Source organism: Endozoicomonas sp. NE40 (assembly GCF_040549045.1).
GTDB classification, from domain to species: domain Bacteria; phylum Pseudomonadota; class Gammaproteobacteria; order Pseudomonadales; family Endozoicomonadaceae; genus Endozoicomonas_A; species Endozoicomonas_A lisbonensis.
Window position 1 is genome coordinate 3,042,501 of the sequence record NZ_JBEWTB010000002.1, and the last position, 25,982, is coordinate 3,068,482.

The 25,982-nt window shown below is 49.1% G+C and carries 19 protein-coding genes, 2 tRNA genes, 2 rRNA genes and 2 pseudogenes (1 of these 25 only partly in view); 17 read left to right on the forward strand and 8 right to left on the reverse strand.

Annotated elements, in window-relative coordinates:
• The 3 genes from V5J35_RS14620 to V5J35_RS14630 all read left to right on the forward strand — a co-directional run.
• A 23S ribosomal RNA gene (locus V5J35_RS14620) occupies nt 1-1,764 on the forward strand; it begins 1,129 nt to the left of the window's first position.
• Between the two features lie 120 nt (nt 1,765-1,884).
• Nucleotides 1,885-2,000, forward strand: a 5S ribosomal RNA gene (gene rrf / locus V5J35_RS14625).
• Nucleotides 2,001-2,188: 188 nt separating this feature from the next.
• Entirely contained in the window at nt 2,189-3,526 is a 1,338-nt protein-coding gene (locus tag V5J35_RS14630; RefSeq protein WP_354007849.1) for a DEAD/DEAH box helicase, read from the forward strand.
• Nucleotides 3,527-3,642: 116 nt separating this feature from the next.
• On the opposite strand, the gene V5J35_RS14635 is transcribed toward V5J35_RS14630, so the two are convergent.
• Complete coding sequence (locus V5J35_RS14635; RefSeq protein ID WP_354007850.1) at nt 3,643-4,308, reverse strand: glutathione S-transferase family protein; 666 nt, start codon at nt 4,306-4,308, stop codon at nt 3,643-3,645.
• A gap of 450 nt (nt 4,309-4,758) precedes the next feature.
• Between V5J35_RS14635 and V5J35_RS14640 the strand changes: the two genes are divergently transcribed.
• The 3 genes and pseudogenes from V5J35_RS14640 (at nt 4,759) to V5J35_RS14650 (ending at nt 7,216) form a co-directional block, all read left to right on the forward strand.
• Nucleotides 4,759-6,159: an SLC13 family permease gene (locus tag V5J35_RS14640; protein WP_354007851.1), complete on the forward strand. Its 1,401-nt coding sequence runs from the start codon at nt 4,759-4,761 to the stop codon at nt 6,157-6,159.
• A 67-nt stretch (nt 6,160-6,226) separates the two neighbouring features.
• A pseudogene (locus tag V5J35_RS14645) lies at nt 6,227-6,601 on the forward strand (tyrosine/phenylalanine carboxypeptidase domain-containing protein); the annotation flags it as partial.
• Nucleotides 6,602-6,685: 84 nt separating this feature from the next.
• Nucleotides 6,686-7,216, forward strand: a complete 531-nt coding sequence (locus tag V5J35_RS14650) for an NADPH-dependent FMN reductase (protein WP_354007852.1) — start codon at nt 6,686-6,688, stop codon at nt 7,214-7,216.
• A 74-nt stretch (nt 7,217-7,290) separates the two neighbouring features.
• Here V5J35_RS14650 and V5J35_RS14655 read toward each other — a convergent pair.
• Both V5J35_RS14655 and V5J35_RS14660 read right to left on the reverse strand, forming a co-directional pair.
• A pseudogene (locus V5J35_RS14655) lies at nt 7,291-7,374 on the reverse strand (hypothetical protein); the annotation flags it as partial.
• A gap of 162 nt (nt 7,375-7,536) precedes the next feature.
• The gene (locus V5J35_RS14660; RefSeq protein WP_354007853.1) at nt 7,537-8,943 is read right to left on the reverse strand and encodes an SLC13 family permease; all 1,407 of its coding nucleotides are present in this window, start codon (nt 8,941-8,943) and stop codon (nt 7,537-7,539) included.
• A gap of 169 nt (nt 8,944-9,112) precedes the next feature.
• Here V5J35_RS14660 and V5J35_RS14665 point away from each other — a divergent pair, with 169 nt between their 5' ends.
• Nucleotides 9,113-9,832, forward strand: coding sequence for a peptide deformylase (locus V5J35_RS14665; protein WP_354007854.1), 720 nt, complete (start codon nt 9,113-9,115; stop codon nt 9,830-9,832).
• On the opposite strand, the gene phrB is transcribed toward V5J35_RS14665, so the two are convergent.
• Complete coding sequence (gene phrB, locus V5J35_RS14670) at nt 9,829-11,265, reverse strand: deoxyribodipyrimidine photo-lyase (RefSeq protein ID WP_354007855.1); 1,437 nt, start codon at nt 11,263-11,265, stop codon at nt 9,829-9,831. The genes V5J35_RS14665 and phrB overlap by 4 nt on opposite strands.
• A gap of 98 nt (nt 11,266-11,363) precedes the next feature.
• Here phrB and V5J35_RS14675 point away from each other — a divergent pair, with 98 nt between their 5' ends.
• Entirely contained in the window at nt 11,364-13,463 is a 2,100-nt protein-coding gene (locus V5J35_RS14675; RefSeq protein WP_354007856.1) for a TonB-dependent copper receptor, read from the forward strand.
• A gap of 56 nt (nt 13,464-13,519) precedes the next feature.
• Here V5J35_RS14675 and V5J35_RS14680 read toward each other — a convergent pair whose 3' ends face one another.
• Nucleotides 13,520-14,677, reverse strand: coding sequence for a Na/Pi symporter (locus V5J35_RS14680; RefSeq protein WP_354007857.1), 1,158 nt, complete (start codon nt 14,675-14,677; stop codon nt 13,520-13,522).
• A gap of 146 nt (nt 14,678-14,823) precedes the next feature.
• On the reverse strand, nt 14,824-16,050 hold the full coding sequence (locus tag V5J35_RS14685) for an ankyrin repeat domain-containing protein (RefSeq protein WP_354007858.1): 1,227 nt from the start codon (nt 16,048-16,050) through the stop codon (nt 14,824-14,826).
• A gap of 229 nt (nt 16,051-16,279) precedes the next feature.
• Here V5J35_RS14685 and V5J35_RS14690 point away from each other — a divergent pair, with 229 nt between their 5' ends.
• Both V5J35_RS14690 and cueR read left to right on the forward strand, forming a co-directional pair.
• Nucleotides 16,280-18,496 carry a heavy metal translocating P-type ATPase gene (locus V5J35_RS14690; protein ID WP_354007859.1) on the forward strand — a complete coding sequence of 739 codons (2,217 nt, stop codon included), beginning with the start codon at nt 16,280-16,282 and terminating at the stop codon, nt 18,494-18,496.
• A 9-nt stretch (nt 18,497-18,505) separates the two neighbouring features.
• Nucleotides 18,506-18,892: a Cu(I)-responsive transcriptional regulator gene (gene cueR / locus V5J35_RS14695; RefSeq protein WP_354007860.1), complete on the forward strand. Its 387-nt coding sequence runs from the start codon at nt 18,506-18,508 to the stop codon at nt 18,890-18,892.
• Here the strand turns inward: cueR and V5J35_RS14700 are convergent.
• Complete coding sequence (locus V5J35_RS14700) at nt 18,889-19,464, reverse strand: GNAT family N-acetyltransferase (RefSeq protein WP_354007861.1); 576 nt, start codon at nt 19,462-19,464, stop codon at nt 18,889-18,891. The two genes, cueR and V5J35_RS14700, sit on opposite strands and share 4 nt — an antisense overlap.
• 160 nt (nt 19,465-19,624) lie before the next feature.
• Between V5J35_RS14700 and V5J35_RS14705 the strand changes: the two genes are divergently transcribed.
• From V5J35_RS14705 to V5J35_RS14715, 3 genes are all read left to right on the forward strand, one after another.
• Nucleotides 19,625-21,088: an NAD-dependent succinate-semialdehyde dehydrogenase gene (locus tag V5J35_RS14705; protein WP_354007862.1), complete on the forward strand. Its 1,464-nt coding sequence runs from the start codon at nt 19,625-19,627 to the stop codon at nt 21,086-21,088.
• Nucleotides 21,089-21,217: 129 nt separating this feature from the next.
• Nucleotides 21,218-22,393 (forward strand): MFS transporter, encoded by a 1,176-nt coding sequence (locus V5J35_RS14710; protein ID WP_354007863.1) that lies wholly within the window; start codon nt 21,218-21,220, stop codon nt 22,391-22,393.
• Nucleotides 22,394-22,430: 37 nt separating this feature from the next.
• Entirely contained in the window at nt 22,431-22,802 is a 372-nt protein-coding gene (locus V5J35_RS14715) for a nuclear transport factor 2 family protein (protein ID WP_354007864.1), read from the forward strand.
• Nucleotides 22,803-22,823: 21 nt separating this feature from the next.
• Here V5J35_RS14715 and V5J35_RS14720 read toward each other — a convergent pair whose 3' ends face one another.
• Nucleotides 22,824-23,285 (reverse strand): DUF2062 domain-containing protein, encoded by a 462-nt coding sequence (locus V5J35_RS14720; RefSeq protein ID WP_354007865.1) that lies wholly within the window; start codon nt 23,283-23,285, stop codon nt 22,824-22,826.
• A gap of 129 nt (nt 23,286-23,414) precedes the next feature.
• Here V5J35_RS14720 and V5J35_RS14725 point away from each other — a divergent pair, with 129 nt between their 5' ends.
• The 4 genes from V5J35_RS14725 (at nt 23,415) to V5J35_RS14740 (ending at nt 25,971) form a co-directional block, all read left to right on the forward strand.
• A complete protein-coding gene (locus V5J35_RS14725) occupies nt 23,415-24,773 on the forward strand; it encodes a DNA recombination protein RmuC (protein ID WP_354007866.1) in 1,359 nt (452 codons plus the stop codon).
• The gene (locus V5J35_RS14730) at nt 24,770-25,594 is read left to right on the forward strand and encodes an SDR family oxidoreductase (protein ID WP_354007867.1); all 825 of its coding nucleotides are present in this window, start codon (nt 24,770-24,772) and stop codon (nt 25,592-25,594) included. The genes V5J35_RS14725 and V5J35_RS14730 overlap by 4 nt, the downstream gene beginning before the upstream one ends.
• Nucleotides 25,595-25,715: 121 nt before the next feature.
• Nucleotides 25,716-25,805, forward strand: a tRNA-Ser gene (locus tag V5J35_RS14735).
• A gap of 89 nt (nt 25,806-25,894) precedes the next feature.
• Nucleotides 25,895-25,971, forward strand: a tRNA-Arg gene (locus V5J35_RS14740).
• The last annotated feature ends 11 nt before the right edge of the window (nt 25,972-25,982 follow it).

Here is a 25,982-nt window from a genome sequence, read left to right on the forward strand (position 1 = left end):
GCTCAAACTATTCACCGAAGCTACGGGTTCAATGTTTTACATTGAGCGGTAGAGGAGCGTTCTGTAAGCGGTTGAAGGTGTGCCGGGAGGCATGCTGGACGTATCAGAAGTGCGAATGCTGACATGAGTAACGATAAGGGGAGTGAGATCCTCCCCCGCCGGAAGACCAAGGGTTCCTGCGCAACGCTAATCGGCGCAGGGTGAGTCGGCCCCTAAGGTGAGGTCGAAAGACGTAATCGATGGGAAACAGGTTAATATTCCTGTACCCCTTTTGACTGCGACGGAGTGACGGAGAAGGCTAGGCCAGCACGGTGATGGTTATCCGTGTTTAAGGTCGTAGGCTGTGGGTTCAGGCAAATCCGGACCCACAAAGCCGAGAACTGATGACGAACCGGCTACGGCCGGGAAGTGGTTGATGCCATGCTTCCAGGAAAAACTTCTAAGCTTCAGGTCAAAAGGGACCGTACCCCAAACCGACACAGGTGGTCAGGTAGAGAATACCAAGGCGCTTGAGAGAACTTGGGTGAAGGAACTAGGCAAAATGGCACCGTAACTTCGGGAGAAGGTGCGCCGGCTGGTGTGAAGGGCTTGCCCCGTAAGCACCGGCTGGTCGAAGATACCAGGTGGCTGCGACTGTTTATTAAAAACACAGCACTGTGCTAACACGTAAGTGGACGTATACGGTGTGACGCCTGCCCGGTGCCGGAAGGTTAATTGATGGGGTTAGCTTAGGCGAAGCTCTTGATCGAAGCCCCGGTAAACGGCGGCCGTAACTATAACGGTCCTAAGGTAGCGAAATTCCTTGTCGGGTAAGTTCCGACCTGCACGAATGGCGTAACGATGGCCACGCTGTCTCCACCCAAGACTCAGTGAAATTGAAATCGCTGTTAAGATGCAGTGTATCCGCGGCTAGACGGAAAGACCCCGTGAACCTTTACTACAGCTTCACAGTGGATCTTGATGTTGCTTGTGTAGGATAGGTGGGAGGCTTTGAAGTGTGGACGCCAGTCTGCATGGAGCCATCCTTGAAATACCACCCTGGCAATATTGAGGTTCTAACCCAGGTCCCTTACCGGGATCGGGGACATTGTGTGGTGGGTAGTTTGACTGGGGCGGTCTCCTCCCAAAGAGTAACGGAGGAGCACGAAGGTTGGCTAAGCACGGTCGGACATCGTGCGGTTAGTGTAAAGGCACAAGCCAGCTTGACTGCGAGACGTACATGTCGAGCAGGTACGAAAGTAGGTCTTAGTGATCCGGTGGTTCTGAATGGAAGGGCCATCGCTCAACGGATAAAAGGTACTCCGGGGATAACAGGCTGATACCGCCCAAGAGTTCACATCGACGGCGGTGTTTGGCACCTCGATGTCGGCTCATCACATCCTGGGGCTGAAGCCGGTCCCAAGGGTATGGCTGTTCGCCATTTAAAGTGGTACGCGAGCTGGGTTTAGAACGTCGTGAGACAGTTCGGTCCCTATCTGCCGTGGACGTTGGAAGTTTGAGGAGAGCTGCTCCTAGTACGAGAGGACCGGAGTGGACGAACCACTGGTGTTCGGGTTGTGTCGCCAGACGCATTGCCCGGTAGCTAAGTTCGGACGGGATAACCGCTGAAAGCATCTAAGCGGGAAGCCCCCTTCAAGATGAGACTTCCCTTGGCCCTAGAGGTCACATAAGAGACGTTGAAGACTACGACGTTGATAGGCTGGGTGTGTAAGCGTTGTGAGGCGTTGAGCTAACCAGTACTAATGACTCGAGAGGCTTGACCATATAACGCCAAAGCGATTTGGTGCCATGCACTAGAGAGTGTAAAAGCAAGAACAAAGCTTATTTAAAACAGATTTTGGATTCCGGAAGCTGAGATTAACATCTCAACTTCAACCAGTTTTGCCTGGTGACCATAGAGTGTTGGAACCACCCGATCCCATCCCGAACTCGGAAGTGAAACGACACATCGCCGATGGTAGTGTGGGGATTCCCCATGTGAGAGTAGGTCATCGCCAGGCACTCAATTAGAAAAGCCCGATAGAGAAATCTGTCGGGCTTTTTGCTATTTGCACGAATTGCATTGCAAAGCGTAGGTTGGGTCGAGCGAAGCGATACCCAACGTGATGACTATACTGTCCTCCCTTGTTGGGAATTACCCTGAAGGGTATAAACGCTTCGCTCGTCCCAACCTACATGAGAATATCTTATGAGTTTTGATTCCCTGGGCCTTTCAGCCCCTATTCTGGAAGCGGTAGCCGAGGAAGGCTATGAAACACCTTCTCCTATTCAGAGCAAGGCAATTCCAGCAGTACTGGAAGGCAGGGATGTCATGGCTGCAGCTCAAACGGGTACTGGTAAAACGGCAGGCTTTACTCTGCCTATTCTGGAGCTGCTGAGTCGTGGCGAACGTGCCGGCCCAAATCAGGCTCGTGCTTTGATTCTTACGCCAACGAGAGAGCTGGCTGCACAGGTCGGTGATAATGTACGTTCTTACAGCCGACACTTGCCATTAACCTCCGCGATTGTTTATGGCGGCGTGAAAATTAATCCGCAAATGATGCGTATGCGTCGTGGTGCTGATGTTCTGATTGCTACTCCAGGGCGTTTGCTGGATTTGTATAATCAGAACGCCGTTCGGTTCAAACATCTTGAAGTGCTGGTACTGGATGAAGCTGACCGTATGCTGGATATGGGCTTTATTCATGATATTAAAAAGATCCTGAGCATCCTGCCTGAACGCCGTCAGAATCTGATGTTTTCCGCCACTTTTTCTGATCAGATTCGAACTCTGGCGAAGAGCCTGGTGAATAATCCGGTTGAGATTTCTGTTAGCCCTCGCAATACCACGACCAAATTAGTTAAACAGTGGGTGTGTCCGGTTGATAAAAAACAGAAACCAGCCCTGTTAACGAATTTGATCAAAAAACATAAGTGGGAGCAGGTGCTGGTGTTTACCCGCACTAAGCATGGTGCCAACCGTTTAAGCCGTCATCTTGATGATAAAGGCATTAAATCAGCGGCCATCCACGGCAACAAAAGCCAGGGGGCTCGTACAAGAGCATTATCTGAGTTTAAAGCTGGCGATATACGTGTGCTGGTTGCAACGGATATAGCAGCTCGCGGTCTGGATATTGATCAGCTGCCACAGGTTGTAAACTTTGACTTGCCCAATGTGGCTGAAGATTATGTACACCGTATTGGTCGTACCGGTCGTGCCGGTGCAACCGGTCAGGCGGTATCTCTGGTCTGTGCTGATGAAGCCGATCAGTTAGGCGACATTGAGCAACTGATCAAACAGACTCTGGAGCGCAAGGAAATTGCAGGCTTTGAACCTGTGCATACCGTACCGGAAACTGGCCATGATCCATCCCGGCGACCCAGAAAGCAGAAGAAGCCGAAGAAGCCTAAAGTAGGGCATAAGGATGGTCAGCGTTCAGGTGCTAAAAAAGCACCCAGAAAGCCCCGGGAAAAAGCCGAACCTATTTTAGCGACACCCCGGAAAACCAGTCGCCGAAGAACTAAACCGAATACGAATAAAAGTTAATAGACTGCCACCGCCAGCTTTAGCAGGTTTGAGCTGATATTCTTAGGGTAGACATTAAGCGAAGCCCTTGTGGCATAAAGACTTCTTGTTAATGTCTATCCTAAGATGTGGGTAGCTCAGGAACTCAGGAGGCTTACAAGGTAAGAACTGCCTGACTTCAATCGGCGGATTGAGAGTTCTTCAAAATCATCGACAACAGCGTTTTTTACTGAAGGTCGGGTCAGCAAATTGTCTGCCCATTTCTTCAGCCCCGGGGTATCACCGAGAATGTCCGTCGGAAAGTTTTTGTCCAGAAAAATGATCGAACGAAAAACGGGGGCGTAGGCTGCATCAACCAGGCTGAACTGATCGCCATTGAAAAAATCTTTACCATCCAGCTGCTCTTCAAGCTGCTGCAGCTGGTTTATCAGGTTCGATCGTTCAGATTGGTACGTATCTTTGTCTTGAGCCACACGTAACTTGTGACCGCTCATCAGAAGTGTTGATCCAAACTCAATCCATGCCCTGTTCCGGGCTTTCTCAAGAGGATCCTGAGGCTGCAGAGATGGGGGGCTTATTTCATCCAGGTATTCATTAATGACAGCGGACTCAAAAAGGATAACTTCATCGTTTATGCGCAAGAGCGGGACTTTTCCAGTGGGTGATATTTTCAGAAACCAGTCTGGTTTGTTTTCCAGGTCTATATAGGTGACCTCAAAGGGTATGTTTTTTTCCAGCAATGTGATCACTGAACGCTGAACAAAGGGGCAGAGTTTGAAACTGATCAGTTCGATTTTTGGCATGTTTGCTTCCCCATTTTTGACCTAAATTCATTGTGAAGCCAGAAAATAAAAAAGCAATGGAAAGTTTTAATTAATTGCGATTAATTATGTGAATTGTTGAATCAAATTAACATTATCAAAATAAGAAAATTGATTCAGATTAAAAAATAAATTTATCTTTCATTGTGTTGTTTTTGATCAAAACTTAATAAGTTAACTATTTTAATGATCTGGCTCAGGACAGTTTTTTTAAAATTGAGGCATTATAGATGCATCTAATGAATTTGATGTCTTTTCGGGTCTATAGCAGTAACTTCAAGTGATCCCTCGATAACAACATGCATCATCGAATGACGTTTGTTTTCGCCCTGTACTTTCATGGCGATCGTAAGGTTTGTGTACTGACTATGCCACTGACAGGAAAAAGACACGCCCGGTTTTAGTAATTGATACCTTCTGGAAGTCTGAGCCATGCCGCTTAAAAAATTGATACCCATATCACTTATATTTCTTGTTCTGTTTTTCTTTCCTCAGATGATTTTCCCGGAAGGTATGTTCAGCGTACTGCAGCAACGTGTACTGGCGATTTTCCTGCTGGCAACCATGATGTGGATAAGCGACGTTGTACCTGCTTTTGCGACATCGTTGCTGATTATCATGCTACTGGTGCTGACCACCACGAACAGTGCCCCTTTCCCGCTGCGTGAAGCCCTGGGGGATGAGGCTCTGCCTTATACGTCGATTTTCAACAGCTTTGCCTCGCCAGTGATTATCCTGTTTCTGGGTGGGTTCTTTATTGCCATGGCCTGTGCCAAATACAAGCTTGACCTGAACCTTGCCCGTGTTCTGTTGAAACCGTTCGGAACGCGATATGAGATCGTTATGCTGGGTGTAATGATCATCACTGCGGTGTTCTCTATGTTTATGAGTAACACGGCTACCAGCGTAATGATGCTGACGATCATGACACCGCTGCTGGCCAAAATGGACAGTTCTGATCCGGGCTGTCGTGCTCTGGTAATCTCTATTCCTATAGCGGCGAACCTGGGTGGTATGGGTACTCCAATTGGAACGCCACCTAATGCGATTGCGTTCCGTTACTTTGTCGGTGAGCACGCCCTGAGCTTTGGTGGCTGGATGGCGTTTGCAGTGCCTATTACCGTTGTGCTGATTGCTTTCAGCTGGTGGTTGCTGCAGAAAATGTACCCTTCCAAAAGCAAAGAGGTCAGCATCACCATCGACTCCCAGTTTGAGCTGGGCCTGAAGCCTTACATTGTATACGGCACTGTGATTATGACTGTGCTGCTGTGGATGTTCTCCAGCTTCCATGGCATTAACGCCTATGCGGTGGCCATTATTCCTGTAGCTGTATTCAGCTTGACTGGCATTGTTGAAAAGAATGACCTGAAGAACATCAGCTGGGATGTTCTGTGGCTGTTGGCCGGTGGTATTGCTATTGGTACCGGCCTTGCGTCTTCCGGTCTGGCTGAAAAAGTGGTTAGCCTGGTGCCGTTCGATAACTACAGCGGTGCGATGATTATTCTGGGTATCAGTATTCTGTGTATGGTGATGGCGACGTTTATGTCTCACACTGCGACGGCTAACCTGCTGATGCCGATTGCGGTTTCCATGTCGATTTCTATTGCCAGCATTGCTGATCTGGGTGGTCTGGTGGTCATGGGTACAGCAGTTGCTCTGGCTTCCTCTCTGGGTATGGGACTGCCGATCAGTACTCCGCCTAATGCTCTGGCGCACGCTACGGGACTGGTGGACACCAAAGACTTTATCAAGACGGCGCGAATCATCAGCCCGGTGGGTGTGTTACTGATTTATGTGGTTCTGATTGGTCTGGCATCCATTAACTTCTTCTGATTAGCCTATAGCCAGTGACCGGGAGTTTATCTCTGTCACTGGCTCAGTTGCCTGAAAACGACTCCAGAGCCCGGCTATTCGAGTAATGGCAGTAAAAGAAATGTTGAATAGCAAACCCTTTGGGCAGACCTGCCGCTATCTTGAAGACAGTTGTGGAATGAACCGTGATGCAGCCTTTACCCTGTCCACCCGTGTCTATCGTGGTGGTGGCTTTACCAAAGATTACGTTTACCTCAGTGGGCTCAGGGGCTTGTTACAGGTTTATAAAGCGACTGATACTTCCAGTCTCTATGTGGGCAAAGGTGCCATAAGCTGTATGCCGCTGGTCAACGATCTTCTTGACCGGGGGGTTATTAATGCACCTCGCAGAATACCTCCAGCTCTACCGATGGATGTTCCACAGGATCCTGTCATTAAATATTTGTTAAGTGCCTTGAAATAAGGTATTAAAAGGTGGCTGACTCCGCGAGTTGGGCGCCTCAAAAAGTTGCCTGACTTTTTTATCAAAAAACAACAATGAGAGCCTATGAAAGTATTAGCTTTTGGTGCCAGTAACAGCAAAAACTCCATCAATCGCCAACTGGCAACCTATGCAGTAACCCTTCTTGATGGTGAAGTTGATAGCGAAGTGATTGACCTGAATGATTATGAGATGCCACTCTACAGCATCGACAGGGAGCAAGCTTCAGGAATTCCGGAACAGGCAAAGTCACTGTTTGGAAAGATAGGTGACAGCGATGCTGTTATTGTCTCATTCGCTGAACACAATGGTTCGTACACCGCTGCCTATAAAAATATCTTTGACTGGTGTTCTCGTATTGACCAGAAAGTATTCCAGAATAAAGCGGTCATATTTTTATCGACATCACCCGGACCCAGAGGTGCTTCCAGCGTTTTAGCGGCTGCAACGGGTTCTGCGCCTTTCTTTGCTGCTGAGATCAAAGGTACTCTCTCGGTGCCAAGCTTCCACAGTAATTTTGACTCTGATACTGGACACCTGACCAATGATGAAATCAAGGCCCATCTCAAAAGTATTTTGGATAACTTTTTACAGTGATGAGCCTTTATAACTTTGTATAAAATAATAAGGCCTGAAACAGAGATGATTCTCATTGTTTCTGGCCTTAAAGGTTACCCGTCACAACGTTCCGATAGAATCTCTCCTGTGACTGCATCTACTTTCAGTTCCCTTTTTATATTGTCTTTGGAAGCCTCTACTTCCCAGCGCCCACTCCTCCGGCTCTATTTCGGTGATAGGGTGGTAACCTTTTTTCTTCACGGTACGATCTCCTGACAGGTGATGGCGCAAGTGTAGCAGTCAGGACTCAATGGAGAAGCAGACATTTCCCTATGTCTGCCTGGTTGGTTTGGAAAGGTTTAGAAATAGCCCACAGAGCCAAGCGCCACCATGCAGGCAAAAATCATCAGCACGCCAATACTGCTGACAAACTTACCCATCTTGATGAAGTCCCTGCTGCCGACCATTCCGGTAGCGTGCGCCAGAGCGTTGGGCGGTGTACTGATTGGCAGCGACATACCCATAGAGGCCGACAGTGCCACACAGATCACTACCACACTCAGTCCGCCATAGGCATCAAGCCCGCTCAGAACGGTGGCAATGGAAACAGCAATAGGCATCAACAGGTTGGCAGTTGCCGTGTTGGACATAAAGGTGGCCATGACCATGGCAACAATCGACAGCATGAACAGTACAACAACGATTCCCATGGAATCGAAAGGTATGGTGTGAACTACCGCGCTGGCCAGACCGCTTTTCTCCAGGCCATAACCCAGTGCAATACCACCGGCGATCAGCCAGAGTACGTCCCAGTTAATCTGTTTGATATCTTCAGTGGTGATGATGCCACACAGGGAAAAGACGATAACGGGCAACAGGGCAACGGTATAGGAATTGATGCCATGAAGGCTGGCGGTAATCCAGAGCAGAATGGTGGCTGCAGTGGTGCCGTAGACAATGAAAGCTTCTCTGCTTTGTTCAAATTCACTGTCAATTTCCAGATGAATAGCGTTGATACCTGTGGGGTAAACCTTACGCAACAGAATCCAGCTGATGAAAATCAGGATGGCGGCCATGGGAATGGCAAACAGCATCCAGTCACCAAAGCTCATAGCGTATTCGCCTGTCAGGTAACGGAAGGCAATAGCGTTTGGCGGAGTGCCAATCGGGGTGCCAATGCCGCCCACGTTGGCAGCAATGGGTACAGACATGATCATGCCTTTAATACCAAGATCGCTGTGATCCATGCTTTTCAGAAGCGGTGTCAGCAGTGTAAGCATCATCGCGGTGGTGGCGGTGTTGCTCATAAACATGGAGAAAATAGCAGTAATGCCCATCAGGCCCAGCATCACTTTTGAGTAATCAGTACCAATTGGTTGCAGAAGTACCCGTGCCATATTGATATCCAGTTTGTACTTGGTCGCAGCAATGGCGATAAAGAAGCCACCCATAAACAGAATTACAACAGGCGCTGCCAGGCTGGACATAATCTGGGAATAACTCAGCATGTACTCTGGTTCAACGGCATCTTTCAGAAGAAAAGGTGCGCTATCAGACGTGGCGATACACAGCAAACCAAGAATGGTCAGGGAAGTAGCGTAGGCAGGGACCAGTTCTGTGACCCACAACAGGGTGGCCAGCGCAAAAATAGCCATCACTCGTTGTCCGGCAACGGTTATCCCGCTGATCGGTATCATCTCTACAGGGAGAAAAAACAGAAAGAGGAAGAGCAAACCGATCACGGCGAGTTTTACATTACGATACATAAGTACTACTGAGATATTATCTTTATAAGGGATGATTAATTATGTTTTTTGTTGGTTATAGCTGTTTTGGGCTGGGTCAATAAAAGGGTAAATACTGACGTTTTGGTGGGAAGTGTCATTGCTGATGATTGGTCTATGCTTTCCCTTTTGGCAGCTTGAAGGTAGTGGTGTGAGAAGGCTGGTTCTGGTGGGTACAGGGTTCCTCGTTGCTCTGATATTGCTGGCTGTTCTCGATACGGTTGAGAAGGGCTCGGCAATATCGCTTAAAGAAGAGCAACTGGTTATCTTTCAATTTGATACCCCTGAGCATGAAGCGATTTTGAACAGCCCTACGCAGCCGGTTCGCAAGTTACCAGACAAACGCATTGATGCCCTGATTGATGCCATGCAGAAAATGATAACCACCAACGTTGCGGGAATATCAGCCAATCAGGTTGGAAAGCCCTGGCAGCTGTTCCTGATTGCCCCTCCCCCTATGGTCAACAGTTCCGCCCCTCCTGAAGTGTTTATTAATCCTGTGATTACCGGAGTATCCAGGGATAAAGTCTGTTTCTGGCATGGTTGCCTGAGTTCAAAAGGCAAGCCGTTTGGCAAAACCGCCACCTGGAAGAAAATCACCATTCAGGCTCAGGATGCCAGAGGTAAACCATTTACCCGTGACCTGACCGGTATGGATGCCATTGTTGCCCAGCACGAATTCCGACATCTTCTGGGAGGCGGTTATCATGAGCATGCCAGTGAGTTTCATGAAGAGATGGAGTTGATGCGTTTAATATTTCAGAAGAAAGAGCACTTTATTGAAGTGTGTGATGATAAGGCACCCTTTCTGCTGGAGGACTATCGACCGGGAGAGCACATTGAAGAGTACGCAAAACGGACAGGCCATTAAAGCGGATCTTTCAGTGCTTTAAAGGCATTCATCACTCTTTCCCGTGACTCACTGTGGCTTGCAATTGGTGAGGGATAGTTCAGTTCCAGTTGTTTGCTTTTCTGGTATGGCGCATGAATCTGCCGGTTATCCAGATGAGCCAGCTCGGGCAGCCATTGCCTGATAAAGATTCCCTGTTGATCAAACCTTTCTGACTGGCTGGTGGGGTTAAACATTCGGAAGTAAGGTGCAGCGTCAGTGCCGGTACTGGCAGACCATTGCCAGCCGCCGTTATTGGCGGCCAGGTCGCCATCAATCAGGTGCTCCATAAAAAACTGTTCGCCTAGCCGCCAGTCGATCAGCAGGTTTTTGGATAAGAACATAGCAGTGACCATGCGCAGGCGGTTGTGCATCCAGCCAGTACTGGTCAGCTGTCGCATGGCTGCGTCGACGATGGGAAAACCTGTTTTTCCTTCCTGCCAGGCTTTGAGCAGTTCCGGGTCACTCTGCCAGGCCAGATTTTCTGTTTCGGGTTTGAAAGCCCGGTGCATGGAAACCCGTGGAAATCCATGCAGTATATGTTTATAAAACTCTCTCCAGACCAGCTCACCAAGCCATGTGGTGATGCCACGGTTGCCAGTATCCATCTCACCATTATTTGCCTGTAATGCCTGATGAAAACATTGCCTCACTGATAAAGTACCAGCGGTCAGCCAGGGAGAAATGGAGCTGGTTCCGGCTATTGATGGATAGTCCCGCTGATTGTGGTACTGCTCAATGGTATTAACCAGAAAGGTGTTCAGCCTGCTGTGTGCTGCGGCTTCACCAGCAGGCCAGTGGTCATCAATGTTTCTGGCGGTTGGGGGAAAAAGCTGTTCCGATGATTCGGGGCTAGTATGCGGCAGTGATAAAGGTGCCTGTTTTTCGGGAGCGGGCAGCGGTTGAAGTTGCTCTGAGGTGATCTGCTGAAACAGATTCCTCTTAAAAGGCGTAAAGACTTTGAAGTAGTCGCCCTGTTTGTTTCGGAGGGTGCCGGGAATAAACAGGGTTTGCTGATGATAGCGGTGGCAGGGAATACCCTGATGTCTGAATAAGCGTTCTGTGTCGTTGTCCCGCTTTTGTTCGTAAACACCGTATTCATCGTTCAGCCAGAGTGACTGGGTGTTAAATGTTTTCGCCAGCTCAAGCAGAGTCGTCGGCGCTTTGCTGAATAATTCGGCCGGGACAATAACCAGAGGAATGTTCAGCCTGCCGAGCTCGTTTTCTAAAACCCTGAGGTTCTGCATCCAGAAATAGAGTTTATTATTACTATCGTGCTGTAGCTGCCACTGCTGCGGAAACAATAGATAGACACCAATGACCTGGGAGCATCGCTGACTGGCATGATAAAGAGCGGGATTGTCCAGAACCCTGAGATCTGATCTGAACCAGACAAGCCCTGGGGCGTGTTGCATGGATGTCTGCCTGTAACTGTGGATTTTTTGCTCAGTACGTAATCATAACACCTATACTGACCAACCGAAAAAATAAGAAGTCATCACAGGGTTGGTTAATGAAAAAACTACGGCTGTTTCCCAGCGTGCTTTTCGGGGTGTTCTGTGGGGTGTTTGTTGGAATGTTTGCTGGAATATTGTCACCGGCTATCCGGGCGGATGATGTTCCAGATATTGCGGTCGATGTGTCGGAGTCTTTATTGCCGTCTGAGTCGGTTTCATCTGTTAGTCAGGTCAATATTCCTGCTACTGATGCGGGACAGGCTTTAAGAGAAATCACCGGTGTAACAGCTTCCAGAAAAGGTGGTAAAGGTTTCGAGCCGATTATCCGTGGCCAGCAGCAGAGTCAGCTGAATGTGTTGATGGATGGTGCCTATGTTCATGGTGCCTGCCCGGGGCGAATGGACCCACCCACCACTTACGTCAGTCGGGCCGGGTACGACAAAGTGGAAGTCATTCGGGGATATGAGTCGGTCATCTATGGGGCTGGTGGCTCTGGCGGTACGGTACTGTTTACCAGAGACGATCCTGACTTTAACAACGATCGTGGTATGCGCTGGCACCCATCGGTTACCGGCAGGGTTAATATGGGGTATACCGGAAACTCCAGAGCCAAAGACCTGTCTCTGGATATTGCGGCAGGCAACTCTGAAAACTGGTTGCGGGCGTATGGTGCTTATCAGGATGGGGATAACTATAAGGATGGCAGTGGCAATAAGGTCAGCTCGGCTTTTCACTCCAATACCGGTGGTTTAATTATTTCCGGAGAGGTTGCCGGGTTTACCCGCATGGAGTTGAATGTCGAATCGGTTCGTGACGACGATGTGTATTACTCAGGCAATGGTATGGACGCTCCCTGGGCTAAAGCCGATATCTGGCGATTTAAAACCCGTTACGACCAGTCCTTTCTGCTATTTGATACCCTCGAACTGTCAGCGTACCGTTCTGATGTTGAACACCGAATGGACAATTACAGTGTCAGGCGACGCAAACCCACTGTTCCCAATGGTTTGAAAGCACCTTCCTCGTCACTGACCTGGGGAGGGCGTTTGCAGGGTTCTGTTTTTACGGAAAAGAGTGAGCTGCGTATTGGTGTCGACTATCAGGCCAATGACCGGGATGCCAGACGCTATAAAGTAGCTCTGGACAACCGTTCACAGGCTGACCAGTATCAGTCTCATATGTGGCCAGGCGTTGAATATCGTCAGGCAGGGTTGTTTGCTGAACTGGATTATGAATTGAGCGATAAAAACCACCTCAGGGTGGGTGGTCGCTATGATGACTTTAAAGCGGAAGCGACGAAAGCCGCTGCCGGAACGCTGGGAGCCAGCAGTCCGGATGCGCTTTACCAGAAGTACTACGGTTACAAGGCCAGTAAAGTCAGTGAAGGTAACAGCAGTGGTCTGGTGAGCTGGGTTCATGATCTTTCATCCGCACAGTCTGTTGAGTTGCGTGCCAGCCGCAGCGTCCGGACGGCTGATGCTTCTGAACGTTACATCGCTTCCAGAGGTTCCTGCTGTCATGGCAGCGATGACTGGGTCGGTAACCCCCGGATAAAGCCCGAGATTCATCATCAGCTGGATGCCGGTTATCAGTTTCAGACAGAGCAGGCACAGTTTCGGGTGATGGCTTTTGTCGATGAGGTCAACGACTTTATCCTCCGTACTTCAGGAGAAACAGGGGCCAGACTGTATAAAAACGTCGATGCACGTTTATATGGTGTGGAAATGGAATCTCGCTACGACGTTGGACACTGGCAACCAGCCATTGGTTTGTCATGGACACGGGGCGAAAACCGTGATGATTCGCAACAGAAAAACCTGCCACAGATCCCACCTCTGATGGGCAGTATTAAACTGGATTACAACACCGGTCACTGGTTACTCGGTGCAAGATGTGAGTTTGCAGCCCGGCAGAATAAGGTGGATACCCAAAGTGGGCTGGATGTTGGTGAATCGTCAGGCTATGGCGTGATGCATCTGCATGGCTGGTATCAGCTGGCTAAAGGTTTAAAGCTGCAGGGTGGTGTCGAAAATCTGTTTGACCGAACCTATGCCCTGCACGTCAATCGCAGCAGTCGCGATCCCTTTAACCCTGAAGCCTTAAGGGTTCATGAGCCGGGCAGACAGCTGTGGGTTGGGGTGGAAGTGTTGTTCTAACGAATAAAAACGCCCTGCAATGATGAATTGCAGGGCGTTTAATGCGCGACCGATAGTTATTTTGTTACCAGAATCGCCAGTGCAGGCACTACAAAGAATGCCAGTGCCAGATAGGCAAATGCGTAAGCCTTCTTCTTCACTGCCAGATCAGCCAGCTTGTCGGCTGCGTACAGCGGGATTTCACGCAGAGGCTTGATGCCGTAAATAAAGGCGACAGCAAACAGGTTAAAGAACAGATGTACCAGAGCGATGGTCATGGCAGGCATCGCGGCATCGGCAGAGATGGCAGTGGCAGCCAGAATGGCAGTAATCGTAGTACCAATGTTGGCACCGAGAGTCACAGGGTACATCTGACGAACCGTGAACAGTCCGCTGCCTACCATTGGCACCATCAGGCAGGTGGTGGTGGTAGACGACTGAACCATGACGGTCATGGCGGCACCGGAAGCAATGCCGGAAACAGGACCACGGCCAATGGATTTTTCCAGAACATTCTTCGCCTTGCCGGTCATTACCTTTTTCAGCAGTTTGCCCAGACGAACTACGGCTGAGAAAATCAGGAATATACCGAAGGAAATCATTGCCAGACCGCCCAGGGTGGTGTCAGGCAGCAGGTTTGCAAAACCTTTGATAATGTCTTCTGCCGGAGCGGTCAGGAACTTCACAATGTTGAAGTTCATGCTCATGTCCTGAGTGTCAATCAGCATTTCAGCCACGGACAGGGACAGTTTACTCAGGAATCCGGTCATCAGTTCCAGCGGCAGAATAATCAGCACCGCCAGATAGTTAAAGAAGTCATGGATAGTGGAAGCCGCAAAAGCCCGCTTGAACTCCTTGTTACAACCCATATGACCCAGGCTAACGACCGTGTTAGTAATAGTCGTACCAATATTGGCACCCATAATCATTGGGATTGCCATGTGTACTGGCAGTCCGCCAGCCACCAGTCCCACAATGATAGATGTCACCGTACTGGAAGACTGCACCAGTGCAGTTGCCAGGGTGCCGGCAATCAGAGCCAGAAAAGCATTGTTGGCAAAGTTAAACAGTTCAGCAGCGTTGCCGCCGACCACCATTTTGAAACCGGAACCTACAACACTTACGGCAACCAGCAGGGCGTAAATCCAGAGGATTACCTTTAACCAGATGCGACCATAGTGGCGGGTCATCATCTTGTCGTTTGAAACGGAATTAACGGCTGTCATCTCAGACATGTCTTTGCACCTTAGTGCGTTAATGATGGTGGCGAAGGTAAAGGGTTTATGTTTCAGAAATATTACAAAGCTGACACTTTTCTGAAATATTATGACAGTTTGATTGAAATGACAGTAATCGCCTGTGTCAAAGTGCTGTGCGACGGTTAACGTGCCTGACCATTGCAGGCATTTTGCCTGATTCGTTGCAAATCGTTTTGCAGGCGTTGCAGTACCTGCTGTAGACGCTCCCTGAAAGCCTGCAACTGCTGACGTTGTTCCTCTAGCCGGTTCTGGTGTTCAGGACCGCGCAGCTGCAAGTCATGAAATAAACTTTGTTGTGTTGCCTGGTTAAGCAGAAGTGCCTGAGCTAACTGCCCTGCCTGACTTCGCAGATTTTGACAGAGTCTTAACAGGTTTTGCCTGTGTGGGCTTCTGATAAGAGAGTGGCCGTAAACGCCGTTGGTAAAGGTATTGTCCGCTGAACTATGACCTATCAAACAATTAACCGCGATAGCTTCAGTTTCGGCTGTCTGGATGTCCATATACCTTCCCAGGGCATTTTCTATAGGTGCTAGCTGATGTTCAATTAAACTTATAACTTGATTTGTATGGCCTCTGGCAAACGCGATCTGTAATGGTCGTTGACTGGTATTGTCTGCAATATCAGGATTTGCTCCCTGAGATAATAGCTGCCTTGTGGCGAATTCATGACCTTCAAGCACGCTCTGGAACAGAGGTGTTTCCCCTCTGCGATTTCTATTATTCAGCGGATAACCTAAAGACAAAAGCAGGCGTATAGTTGAAGTTTGATTGTATTGTACTGCCAGATGCATCAGGTTATTTCCATCAATGTCAGGAAAATCAGGCATCAGGCTCGCCCAGAGGCTTCTTATGATGTCATCATGCCCATGCCTGACTGCATAGCTCAACAGTGAGTGACGATTATGATCAAGAATACGTGCCTGGCGCGGATGCTGGTTTAAAAGGAATAGCACTCTTTCAAGGTTTCCAACACTGACAGAATAAAACAAATCTGTATTAATAAGTGTGTGAAGCAAAGGCTCATGAAGAGGCATCAAAACTGGCTGGTTTATAATATCTGACATCCTGTTTATTAATAAACGGGTTAGCCGTTGATTACCTGAAGATATGAAAAAAAATGAAGGATAACTGAATGGGCGCTCATCTATAGCGGTTGTAAACCATCGAAACAAATTGACGCCATCTTCATAATTGTGACATCGCAACTGCTCATGCAATCTGCGCTCAGCTTCATCCTGATCATCCAGATGGCATAACTCATATAATTCTTCTTTTGCAGGAAAGTGAGCGAAAGCGGTGATCCAGGAAAAACACCAAAATAAACTTATGGTCAGCAGAATGCATCTCATATTTATTGTCCGTTTTTATCCTTGCAGAGGGTAGGTAGTAGTTATCATTGTTTTTCAAGAGTAGTTTGGCTCAAAAAACAAATATTTCACGATTTAACCACTTTGTGTTTATGGATAGCAGCCACAAAGTCTTCCGGACTGATTATGATCGTTATGCTTTACCTTGACCTTCCAGCGACGGGAAGGTTTATCCTTCACAATAATGAAACCATTAATGGAAGCAGGTTGTATGAATCAGGAGACAATCAGCCTGTCTGTACCCGATATGAGTTGTGCAGGCTGTGTTGCAAAAATCGAAAAGGCCCTTAAATCCGTTGACGATGTGAAGGATGCCCGGGTCAATCTGGCGGAGAAAACTGTAGAAGTGGATGGTTTGCCAGATGTGGTCACACTGCTAAAGGCACTTGAAGCCATTGGTAAGCCAGGGTCGCTAATTGACAGCGAAGAAGACAATCGTCGTCAGCAGGAACAGCGTGACCAGGAACAGTACCGTTATCTTCTGAAGCATGGCATCTTTGCGCTGGCGGTCAGTATCCCGCTGATGCTGTCGATGTTTTTTATCCCAATGAGTGTTCATACCCCTCAGGATCAGTGGTTGTGGGGCAGTGTCGGTATGGTCACCCTGGGGATTCTGGTGTTCTCCGGACGCCATTTCTTTAATGGGCTGGTGGAGTCGGTTCGTCACGGTTCTGCCACCATGGATACGCTGATTGCACTGGGTACCGGGACAGCATGGGTCTACTCCATGGTGGTGGTACTCTGGCCTCAGTGGTTCCCAGTGGCGGCTCGACATGTGTATTTTGAAGCCTCTGCCATGATTATCGGTTTGATTAATATCGGTCAGGCAATGGAGCTTCGGGCAAAGGGTAAAACCAGCTCAGCGATTAAGCGGTTGTTGGGGCTTCAGGCAAAAACGGCTCGTATTGTCAGAGAGGGAGAAGAGATTGATGTGCCGGTGACGGCGGTCAGGGCTGGCGATATCGTTCGTGTTCGCCCAGGTGAGCGAATCCCCGTCGATGGTCGGGTAACCAGTGGTACAACGCTGGTGGATGAATCCATGCTGACAGGTGAGCCCCTGCCAGTCAGCAAAGGTGTTGATGATGAAGTGGCTGCAGGCACGCTGAACAAGAATGGTTCGATCCTGTTTGTGGCAGAAAAAGTCGGCAAAGACACGGCACTGGCGCATATCATTCAACTGGTGAAACAGGCACAGAATGCCAAAATGCCCATTACCCGGCTGACGGACCAGATTTCTGCGGTCTTTGTGCCAGTGGTTATTGTCATTGCTATTCTCTCAGCGCTGGTCTGGTACTTTCTTGGGCCACAGCCCGCCGTTGCTCACGCCTTTGTGGTACTGACCACCGTATTGATTATTGCCTGCCCCTGTGCGCTGGGTCTGGCGACCCCAATGTCAGTGATGGCCGGGGTTGGACGAGCCGCTGAGCTTGGCATGCTGGTTCGCAATGGTGAAGCCCTGCAGAAAGCCAGTCAGTTAACGACAGTGGTTGTCGATAAGACGGGTACGGTAACGGAAGGCGCTCCGGCAGTCACCGACATTCTGGTAACGGATGGTTTCAGTGAAGAACAGCTTCTGGTACTGGCTGGCAGCCTTGAATCTGCCTCCGAGCATCCACTGGCAGAAGCCATTGTTTCAGCCGCAAAGGCTCGTTCCCTGACGCTTTCTGCCCCTGATAACTTTGCAATGAAATCCGGCTTTGGTATTTCAGGACAGGTTAATGGTCAGAATGTTCTTCTGGGTAATGCACAGTGGATGACGTTCAATAAACTATCGCACGACAGCTGGCAGGCAGAGGTTGACCGCCTGGCTGACGAAGGAAAAACCCCTGTACTGGTTTCGCTGGAGAAACAGGTAGTGGGCATTCTGGCCATTGCCGACCCGATACGTTCCGACTCTAAAGTCGCGATTGAACGGTTAAAAGCTGCCGGTATAAAAGTGGTTATGCTGACCGGGGATCATCGAAAAACCGCTGAAGCTGTGGCAAGGCAGGTTGGCATTGATGACGTTCATGCTGAAGTGTTGCCAGCGGATAAAGCTTCTCATGTGAAGCAGCTACAGGAAGCTGGAGAAAAGGTGGGGATGACCGGTGATGGCATTAACGATGCGCCCGCGCTGGCACAGGCTGACGTTGGTTTTGCCATGGGTTGTGGCACCGATGTGGCTATTGAGTCAGCGGATATCACCTTGATGCGGTCTTCGCTGCACGGACTGGTTGATGCTGTATTACTGTCCAGAGCGACCCTGAAGAACATACGACAAAATCTGTTTGGAGCATTTATCTACAACACCCTGGGTATTCCTGTTGCGGCAGGTGTTCTCTATCCATTGACGGGTATGTTGCTCAACCCTGTGGTGGCGGGTGCAGCGATGGCCTGTTCATCGGTTACAGTTGTGACGAATGCCAATAGGTTGAGAAAATTCAAGTAAATCAGCACCATGAACATTTCTAAAGTGGCTTCAATAACCGGCCTGACCAGTAAAACGATCCGATACTACGAAAGCATTGGCCTTATTCCTGCTGCCCGGCGGCAGGAAAATGGCTACCGGGATTATTCTGACCAACAGGTCCAGGAGCTGAAGTTTGTACAGCAGGCAAGAGCACTGGGTTTCTGTCTGGATGAGTGTCGGGAGTTGCTGGAATTAAACCGGAACAGCCAGCGTCGCAGCGCCGATGTTAAAAAAATCGCCGGAGAAAAACTGGCGGATGTCGAGTCCAGAATTCAACAGCTTGAAGCCATGAAGTCCAGCCTGAACCGGCTAATCGAGAGTTGCGCCGGTGATGATAACCCTCAATGCAGTATTCTGACAGCGCTGTCGGATTAATGATTAATCCGCAGCAACGGGTGCATGGGGGGAGCATCATCGGCCTGAATCCTGCCCAGCAGCTCAAAACCGGAACGCTGGTAAAAGCTGATATTTCTGGGGTTGCAGGACAGCACAAACAACTCTTTCGCCTGATCTCCGATCTGCTTCAATGAGTACTCCATAAGGGCTGAACCGATGCCCTGTTGCTGATGATCAGGGTCGACAGCAATGATGGACAGTACCCAGGGGGATGATGGGGGTTTCAGGTTGAAATACTGCCGATCCATTTCCCTGACTGCTTCAAGCCGGGAGGGGGGGATGCTGGCCTGAAAGATTTGGATCTTTTTCTCAAGGTCGGGTTCGACACCGGGTGGTAGCCAGAGTATTGCGCCGCTGCCATCGGCGGTCATATAAGTGGTTCTGCAGCCGATCGCTTTGCCCCCAATGGCTTCCATGACCCGGGGCCAGATGCTCATGCGCAGGTCTTTGTCTGGATAGAGCCAGGAAACATAAGGATCTTCAGCAAAGGACTTAGCCAACATACTGAAAATAATGGTACGATCCGCTTCAGTTGCTGTGACTATTTTCATAAATAGTTGTTTCCATAATAATTTTATTGATGCAGCAGCTGCTTCTTTATACAGGCAGTCTCCCTGGTCTCTGTACCCGGTAGTTCTGATCTTTGCTTGTTGGTTAAGTTGTTAATTAAGTTCCAGATTTCAATAAAAAGATAAATAAGAGGGAGTCATTATGGCACTACAACTGAGAGATACTGGATTATTGCGGGAACAGGCGTACATCAACGGGCAATGGGTGTCTGTTGAGGCGAGTGGTGTTGAGCCTATTCCGGTGATTAACCCTGCGACTGGAGAAGTTATTGCCCACGTACCCAGACTGGGAGAAGCCGAGACCGTTAAAGCGGTCGAAGCCGCAGAGCAGGCAATGGTTTCCTGGCGACGTAAGACGGCTAAAGAACGGGCTGTACTGCTAAGGCGCTGGCACGATTTAATGCTGGAACATCAGGACGATCTGGCAACGCTGATGACCGCTGAACAGGGCAAACCCCTGCCACAGGCAAAAGGCGAAGTGGTGTATGGAGCGTCTTATCTTGAGTGGTTTGCGGAAGAAGGCAAGCGGGCTTATGGCGATATTGTACCTGCCCATGGCAGTGACAAGCGCATCCTGGTGACCAAGGAGCCTGTTGGGGTGGTTGCTGCTATTACACCGTGGAATTTTCCTTCGGCCATGATTGCCCGGAAGGCCGCACCTGCCCTGGCTGCTGGTTGTACGATTGTTATAAAACCAGCAGAAGTCACGCCACTTTCTGCTCTGGCTCTGGCAGAACTTGCCGAGCGGGCTGGTATTCCGGAGGGTGTCGTCAATGTGATTACCGGTAAAGCCTCTGCCATTGGTAGTGTAATGACGTCTCATCCATCGGTTCGCAAACTCTCCTTTACCGGTTCCACGCCGATTGGCAAATTACTGATCAAACAGTGTGCTGACACGGTTAAGAAAGTCTCCATGGAACTGGGAGGTAATGCGCCTTTTATTGTGTTTGATGATGCGGATATTGATAAGGCTGTAGAAGGTGCCATTGTCAGCAAGTATCGAAACTCCGGACAAACCTGTGTGTGCGCCAACCGGTTGTTTGTTCAGGCAGGCGTTTATGATGAGTTCATAGAAAAATTTGCTGCAAAGGTAAGAGAGCTGTCTGTAGGTAACTGTCTGGTCGAAGATTTTGATCAGGGACCATTAATTGACCGTGCAGCGGTTGAAAAAACCGATGAACACGTTCAGGACGCGGTCAGCAAAAATGGACGACTGGTGTGCGGCGGCAGAAAACACGCTGCTGGTGATCTGTTCTATACCCCGACAGTGATTGCTGACGCAACGCCCGAAATGCAGTGTTATAAGGAAGAAACCTTTGGGCCTCTGGCACCGGTATTCCGCTTTAACGATGAAGACGACGTTATTCGTATGGCGAATGATACCGAATACGGTCTGGCTTCCTATTTTTATGCCAACGATTTACGTCGTGTATTCCGGGTAGCTGAAGCTCTGGAGTACGGTATGGTGGCGGTTAATGACGGTATTCTGTCAACCGAGCTGGCACCCTTTGGCGGTGTAAAAGAGTCCGGAATGGGACGTGAAGGCTCTCGTTATGGCATTGATGACTATCTGGAGATCAAATACGTTCTGTTGGGGGGCATGTAGCTCTCCTGACTGTCAGGCTTAGACAGGCCTGACAGTCTTTCTTCATTTCAATAACAATTTTTTTCAACAGCAATTTTTTTCAACAGCAATTTTTTTCAACAACGATAACAATACGACAATGGATTTGTTATGCCAGCCAATGTAAGAACACTGTTCTTTGCCCAGGCATTTGCCATGTGTGCCACACCATTGATGATTTTTTCGGCAGCTCTCGCAACTCATGGTTTTGCACCGTCACAGGAATGGACAACGCTGCCTGTTGCCGTACTGGTGATTGGCATGGCGATGTCTGTTTACCCTGCTGCTCACCTTGCTGCCCGCTGGGGGCGAAAGAGGCTGTTTTTAACAGCCATGCTTTGCGGTGTCTGCTTCTCAATGCTGGCAATGTGGTCTCTGGTTCAGGCATCGTTCTGGCTTTTTGTGCTGGCCAGTGGTGGGCTGGGGGCTGTTGGGGCGGTTTCGCAACAGTTCCGTTTTGCAGCAATGGAAAGTGTACAGGCGCAGCAGAGACCGTTAGCGGCTTCGAGGATTCTGGTGGCAGGGCTTGTTTCCGCCTGGCTTGGGCCTGAACTGGTGATCTTTGGACAGCACTGGTTTTCGGGCGTTTTTGAAGGCGCATTCGTTCTGTTGGGCGGATTGTTTTTGCTGGCGTTTTTCATACTCTCCATCGGCTACCAGAATACCCGCAACCCGGGTGGGAAATCGGGCTCAGGGTCCGGCAGCATAAAGGAACTGCTGGAACGGAGAGGCTTTCTGGTGGCAGCTTTCAGTGGCGCTGTCGCTTATTGTGTGATGGGACTGATTATGACGGCTACCCCCATAAGCATGAATCAGATAAATGAATTTTCTCTGACGCAAACCAAGTGGGTAATTCAGAGCCACATTATGGCAATGTTTATTCCGTCCTTGTTTGCAGGCTGGCTGGTGCAGCGGCTGGGTCATAAGCGCATGATTGTACTTGGGCTGGCTGCTTATCTGTTTTGTGTCGTCCTTGGTGTCATGGATCAGTCGTTTATGCATTACTGGTGGGCTCTGGTATTGCTGGGTGTTGGCTGGAACTTCCTGTTTGTGGCAGGTACATCCCTGTTGCCCGACATGCACTCAGAGTCAGAAACGGCAAAAGCCCAGGGGCTGAATGATTTTTTGATTTTTGGTTGCCAGTCCGTGGCGGCTCTGACATCTGGCCTGCTGTTGCATGCCATTGGCTGGGTTGGCCTGCTGTTGGTAACAGTGCCTTTGTGTGTGGCAATGCTTGGCCTGGTTCTGAGTTGGAATCAAAAAATCAGTGACACTGAATTAGCCTAAACTTTATGGACCCATAGCGATCATCAGGAGGCGGCTCATGAGTCACCATGTGCTAGCTGAAGTTCTGACTGCCAGCAAACAATGGGTCAAGCACTTTAACCAGGGAGATGCCGACTATTGCGTTTCCGCTTATTTGCCTGATGCGGTCATGCAGGCTGATCCAATGGGAGAATATGTCGGCAAAGACAATATAGACAACTTCTGGCGTCCATTTATTCTGTCCGGAGCGTCTGATTTGCATTATACGGACATCTGGTTGAAACAGGTCAGCGATGAAAAGGTTCATCTGGGAGCGAGCTGGTCTATGAATGTGGGCAAAGGCGTCATCACACTGGAGGAATGGGTGAAAAACGACGCTGGTGTATGGAAATTGTCGCAGGACTTTTTTGAAATACAGGAACAGTATTAAAACTGCATTAAGCACGGACGCTTAAACTGTTTTCATCTTTGCTTTCAGCAGAATGGCAAACCCCTTCCATAACAGTATCACCACTGGTACTGCCACAAGCACCCAGGCTGCACAGGCGGCTGCGATGGCCAGACCATAAAGTTCAAGAAACAGACTAAAATTGCTTTTTGTCAGCATAAAAATATCGGCAGGATTTACGGAAATACGTTCCAGTCCGAACAGATACTCCCCGAGCCGTATAAACGGAATAAACAGAATAAACTGCAATGGATAACCGCAGTAGTTGGCAACCTGTATGGCGACCTGATTCAGTCGCAGAGCCGCGGCAGTCAGTGCGCAGAGCAGGGTGGTGACGCCAAACACAGGAAAGAAGCCCAGCACAAAGCCGATTGCAAGGCACAACGCCAGAGAGTCCGGATTCAACCCCTGGTTCAGTAAAGCTTTTATGGGAGAGACGATTCGCTCCCGAACAAAAGAATTCAATGACTCATTCCTTCGGCTATTCCCGACTGTAGCAATTCTCAAAAAGGCTTAAGCCCGACTGATGTCTATGAAAACAAACGATTGAAATAGTAACATGACTGAAGATCAACCCTGACTGAGATTCTGTTTATGTCCTCAACCACAGTGATCGTGGCGGCTATTGTTGCAGTATTGTCCTCTTTATTGAGCTGGCTGGTGGCACGGCAAAAAAACGTACGGATGCAGGCCGAGCTGGAAACCCTGTTAAGCAGTGAGCAGGATCGGGTGGCTGAGCGTGACCAGCGTATCCGGCAGGGTGAAGACGACCGGGTTCGTTTACTGGAACGCATTGAGGTGGAACGCGAGAATCGCAGTGAGGCTGAACAGGCTGTAAGGGAATTAAGAACACGTCTGGAAGTGCAGCAACAGCATCATGATAAAACGATAAAAGAACTGGAAGATAACCGCGAAACCCAGAAGCAGGCGTTTCATCATATTGCCAGTGAAATTCTGGAAGCCAAAGGCAAACTGTTTTCCCAGCAGCATCAGGAACGTCTGGATACATTACTCAAACCTTTTAAAGAACAGCTGGGCGACTTTCGAAATAAAGTGGAGCAGGCTCAACAGGCTGATATGGAAGGCAGGGCAGCCTTAAAGCAGCAACTCGAAACCCTGCACAGCCTGAATCAGCGAATTACAGATGAAGCCGGTAACCTTGCCAGAGCCCTTAAAGGTGATAAGAAGCTACAGGGCAACTGGGGGGAACTTCAGGTTGAAAAAATCCTTGAAAGCAGTGGCTTGATTAAAGGGGAAGAGTACGAGCGGGAAGCTAACTTCAAGGACGATGAAGGTCAGAATAAACGACCAGATTTTGTTGTTTATCTGCCAGAGGGAAAACATCTGATTATCGACTCTAAAGTGTCGCTGGTGGACTACATGGCTTACGTGAATGCAGAGGATGATGATGAAAGGCAGTCGGCCCTGTCGCGGCATATCCTCAGTATTCGTAATCATATTAAAGGCCTGGGCGATAAAGACTATCCAAACCTTGCAGGCGTAAAAACACCAGACTTTGTTTTTATGTTTATGCCCGTAGAGCCTGCCTTTATTGCCGCTTTCCAGCATGACCAGAAGCTGTTTAACGATGCTTTTGAACAGAATATTGTGGTTGTGACGCCCACCACACTGCTTGCCACCCTCAGAACCGTTGCCAACCTGTGGACCATTGAACGACAAAATGCCAATGCCAGAAAGCTGGCCGATCGTGCCGGTCTGGTTTACGACAAGTTGCGGGTATTTGTTGAGAAGATGGAAAAACTCGACACTCAGCTGACAACGGCAAGAAATACTTATGATGAAGCCATGAACACCCTCAAACAGGGGCGTGGCAACCTGATTTCACAAACGAATGAATTTGTTTCGCTCGGTGTCAGGGTGAAAAAAGAGTTTTCCAGACAAACACTGGATACATCCGACTTATCTCAGCTGCCTGAAAGTAAGACCAAATGAAGAATGTTTTAATTACCGGTTGTTCGTCAGGTATTGGCAGAGCCCTGGCGAAAGAGTTCGCCAGTCAGGGCTGGCAGGTCTGGGCGACAGCAAGAAAGAGAGACACCTTATCAGACCTTGAATCATCAGATATTCGGATTGAGACTCTGGATGTCACCTGTGATGATCAGGTCAGGGAACTGGTCGCCAGTATGGAAGTGGCTGGTGGAATTGATGTGCTGGTAAATAATGCCGGTTATGGTGCCATGGGGGCGGTCATTGAGATGCCTGAGTCGGAAGTAAGGATGCAGTTTGAAACCAATGTTTTTGCACCACTTAAACTGATTCAGGCAGTTACACCAGCCATGGTTTCAAGAAAGTCTGGCACCATCATCAATATAGGTAGTGTATCCGGCCAGGTGGTGACACCTTTCTCAGGAACTTACTGTGCTTCAAAAGCGGCCTTTAATGCTTTTTCTGACACGTTACGCATGGAGCTCAAGCCTTTTGGTATTGACGTGATGAGTGTAAAGCCCGGAGCCATTCGTTCCCGTTTTGCCGATAATGCCAGGCAAGCACTGGCACGAGCCCTGCCTGGCCACTCTTTTTATAAGCCCATCGAAGATGCTTTATGGAAACGGGCTGGCGCTTCCCAGGACAACCCTACCCCGGCTGAAAAGGTGGCCCGTGTCATTGTCGGGCGGGTAAAAGCCGGTAAAGCATCCGGCTCAGTCAAAATAGGGAATGGCAGTCGAAGTCTGCCGTTTTTACAGCGACTGCTGCCAGAGCGTATATTTGAGGCAGTTCTGTCTCGCGCCTTCCATCTTAACCGATTGAAGTAGTAGGGGTTTTCCGAGAAATCCAGTTTTTTTGATATTTTGCCTTTGCCTTTTAGCAAACACTGCTATAAAGTACGCCACCTGTTCGCAGCGACAAACTTTCTTCGAAAGCAGCAGCGATAACGGTGAGGTGTCCGAGTGGCTGAAGGAGCACGCCTGGAAAGCGTGTATACGTTAACGCGTATCGAGGGTTCGAATCCCTCCCTCACCGCCAGATTCTGACTTAAGTAAAGTCTGAATAAAGATTGATTGGTGTTGAATTGATCAATTGAGTGGTGTAAAAATAGCCACGCAACAAATTGCGCGCTCGTAGCTCAGCTGGATAGAGTACCTGGCTACGAACCAGGCGGTCGGAGGTTCGAATCCTCCCGAGCGCGCCATATTCAAAAGC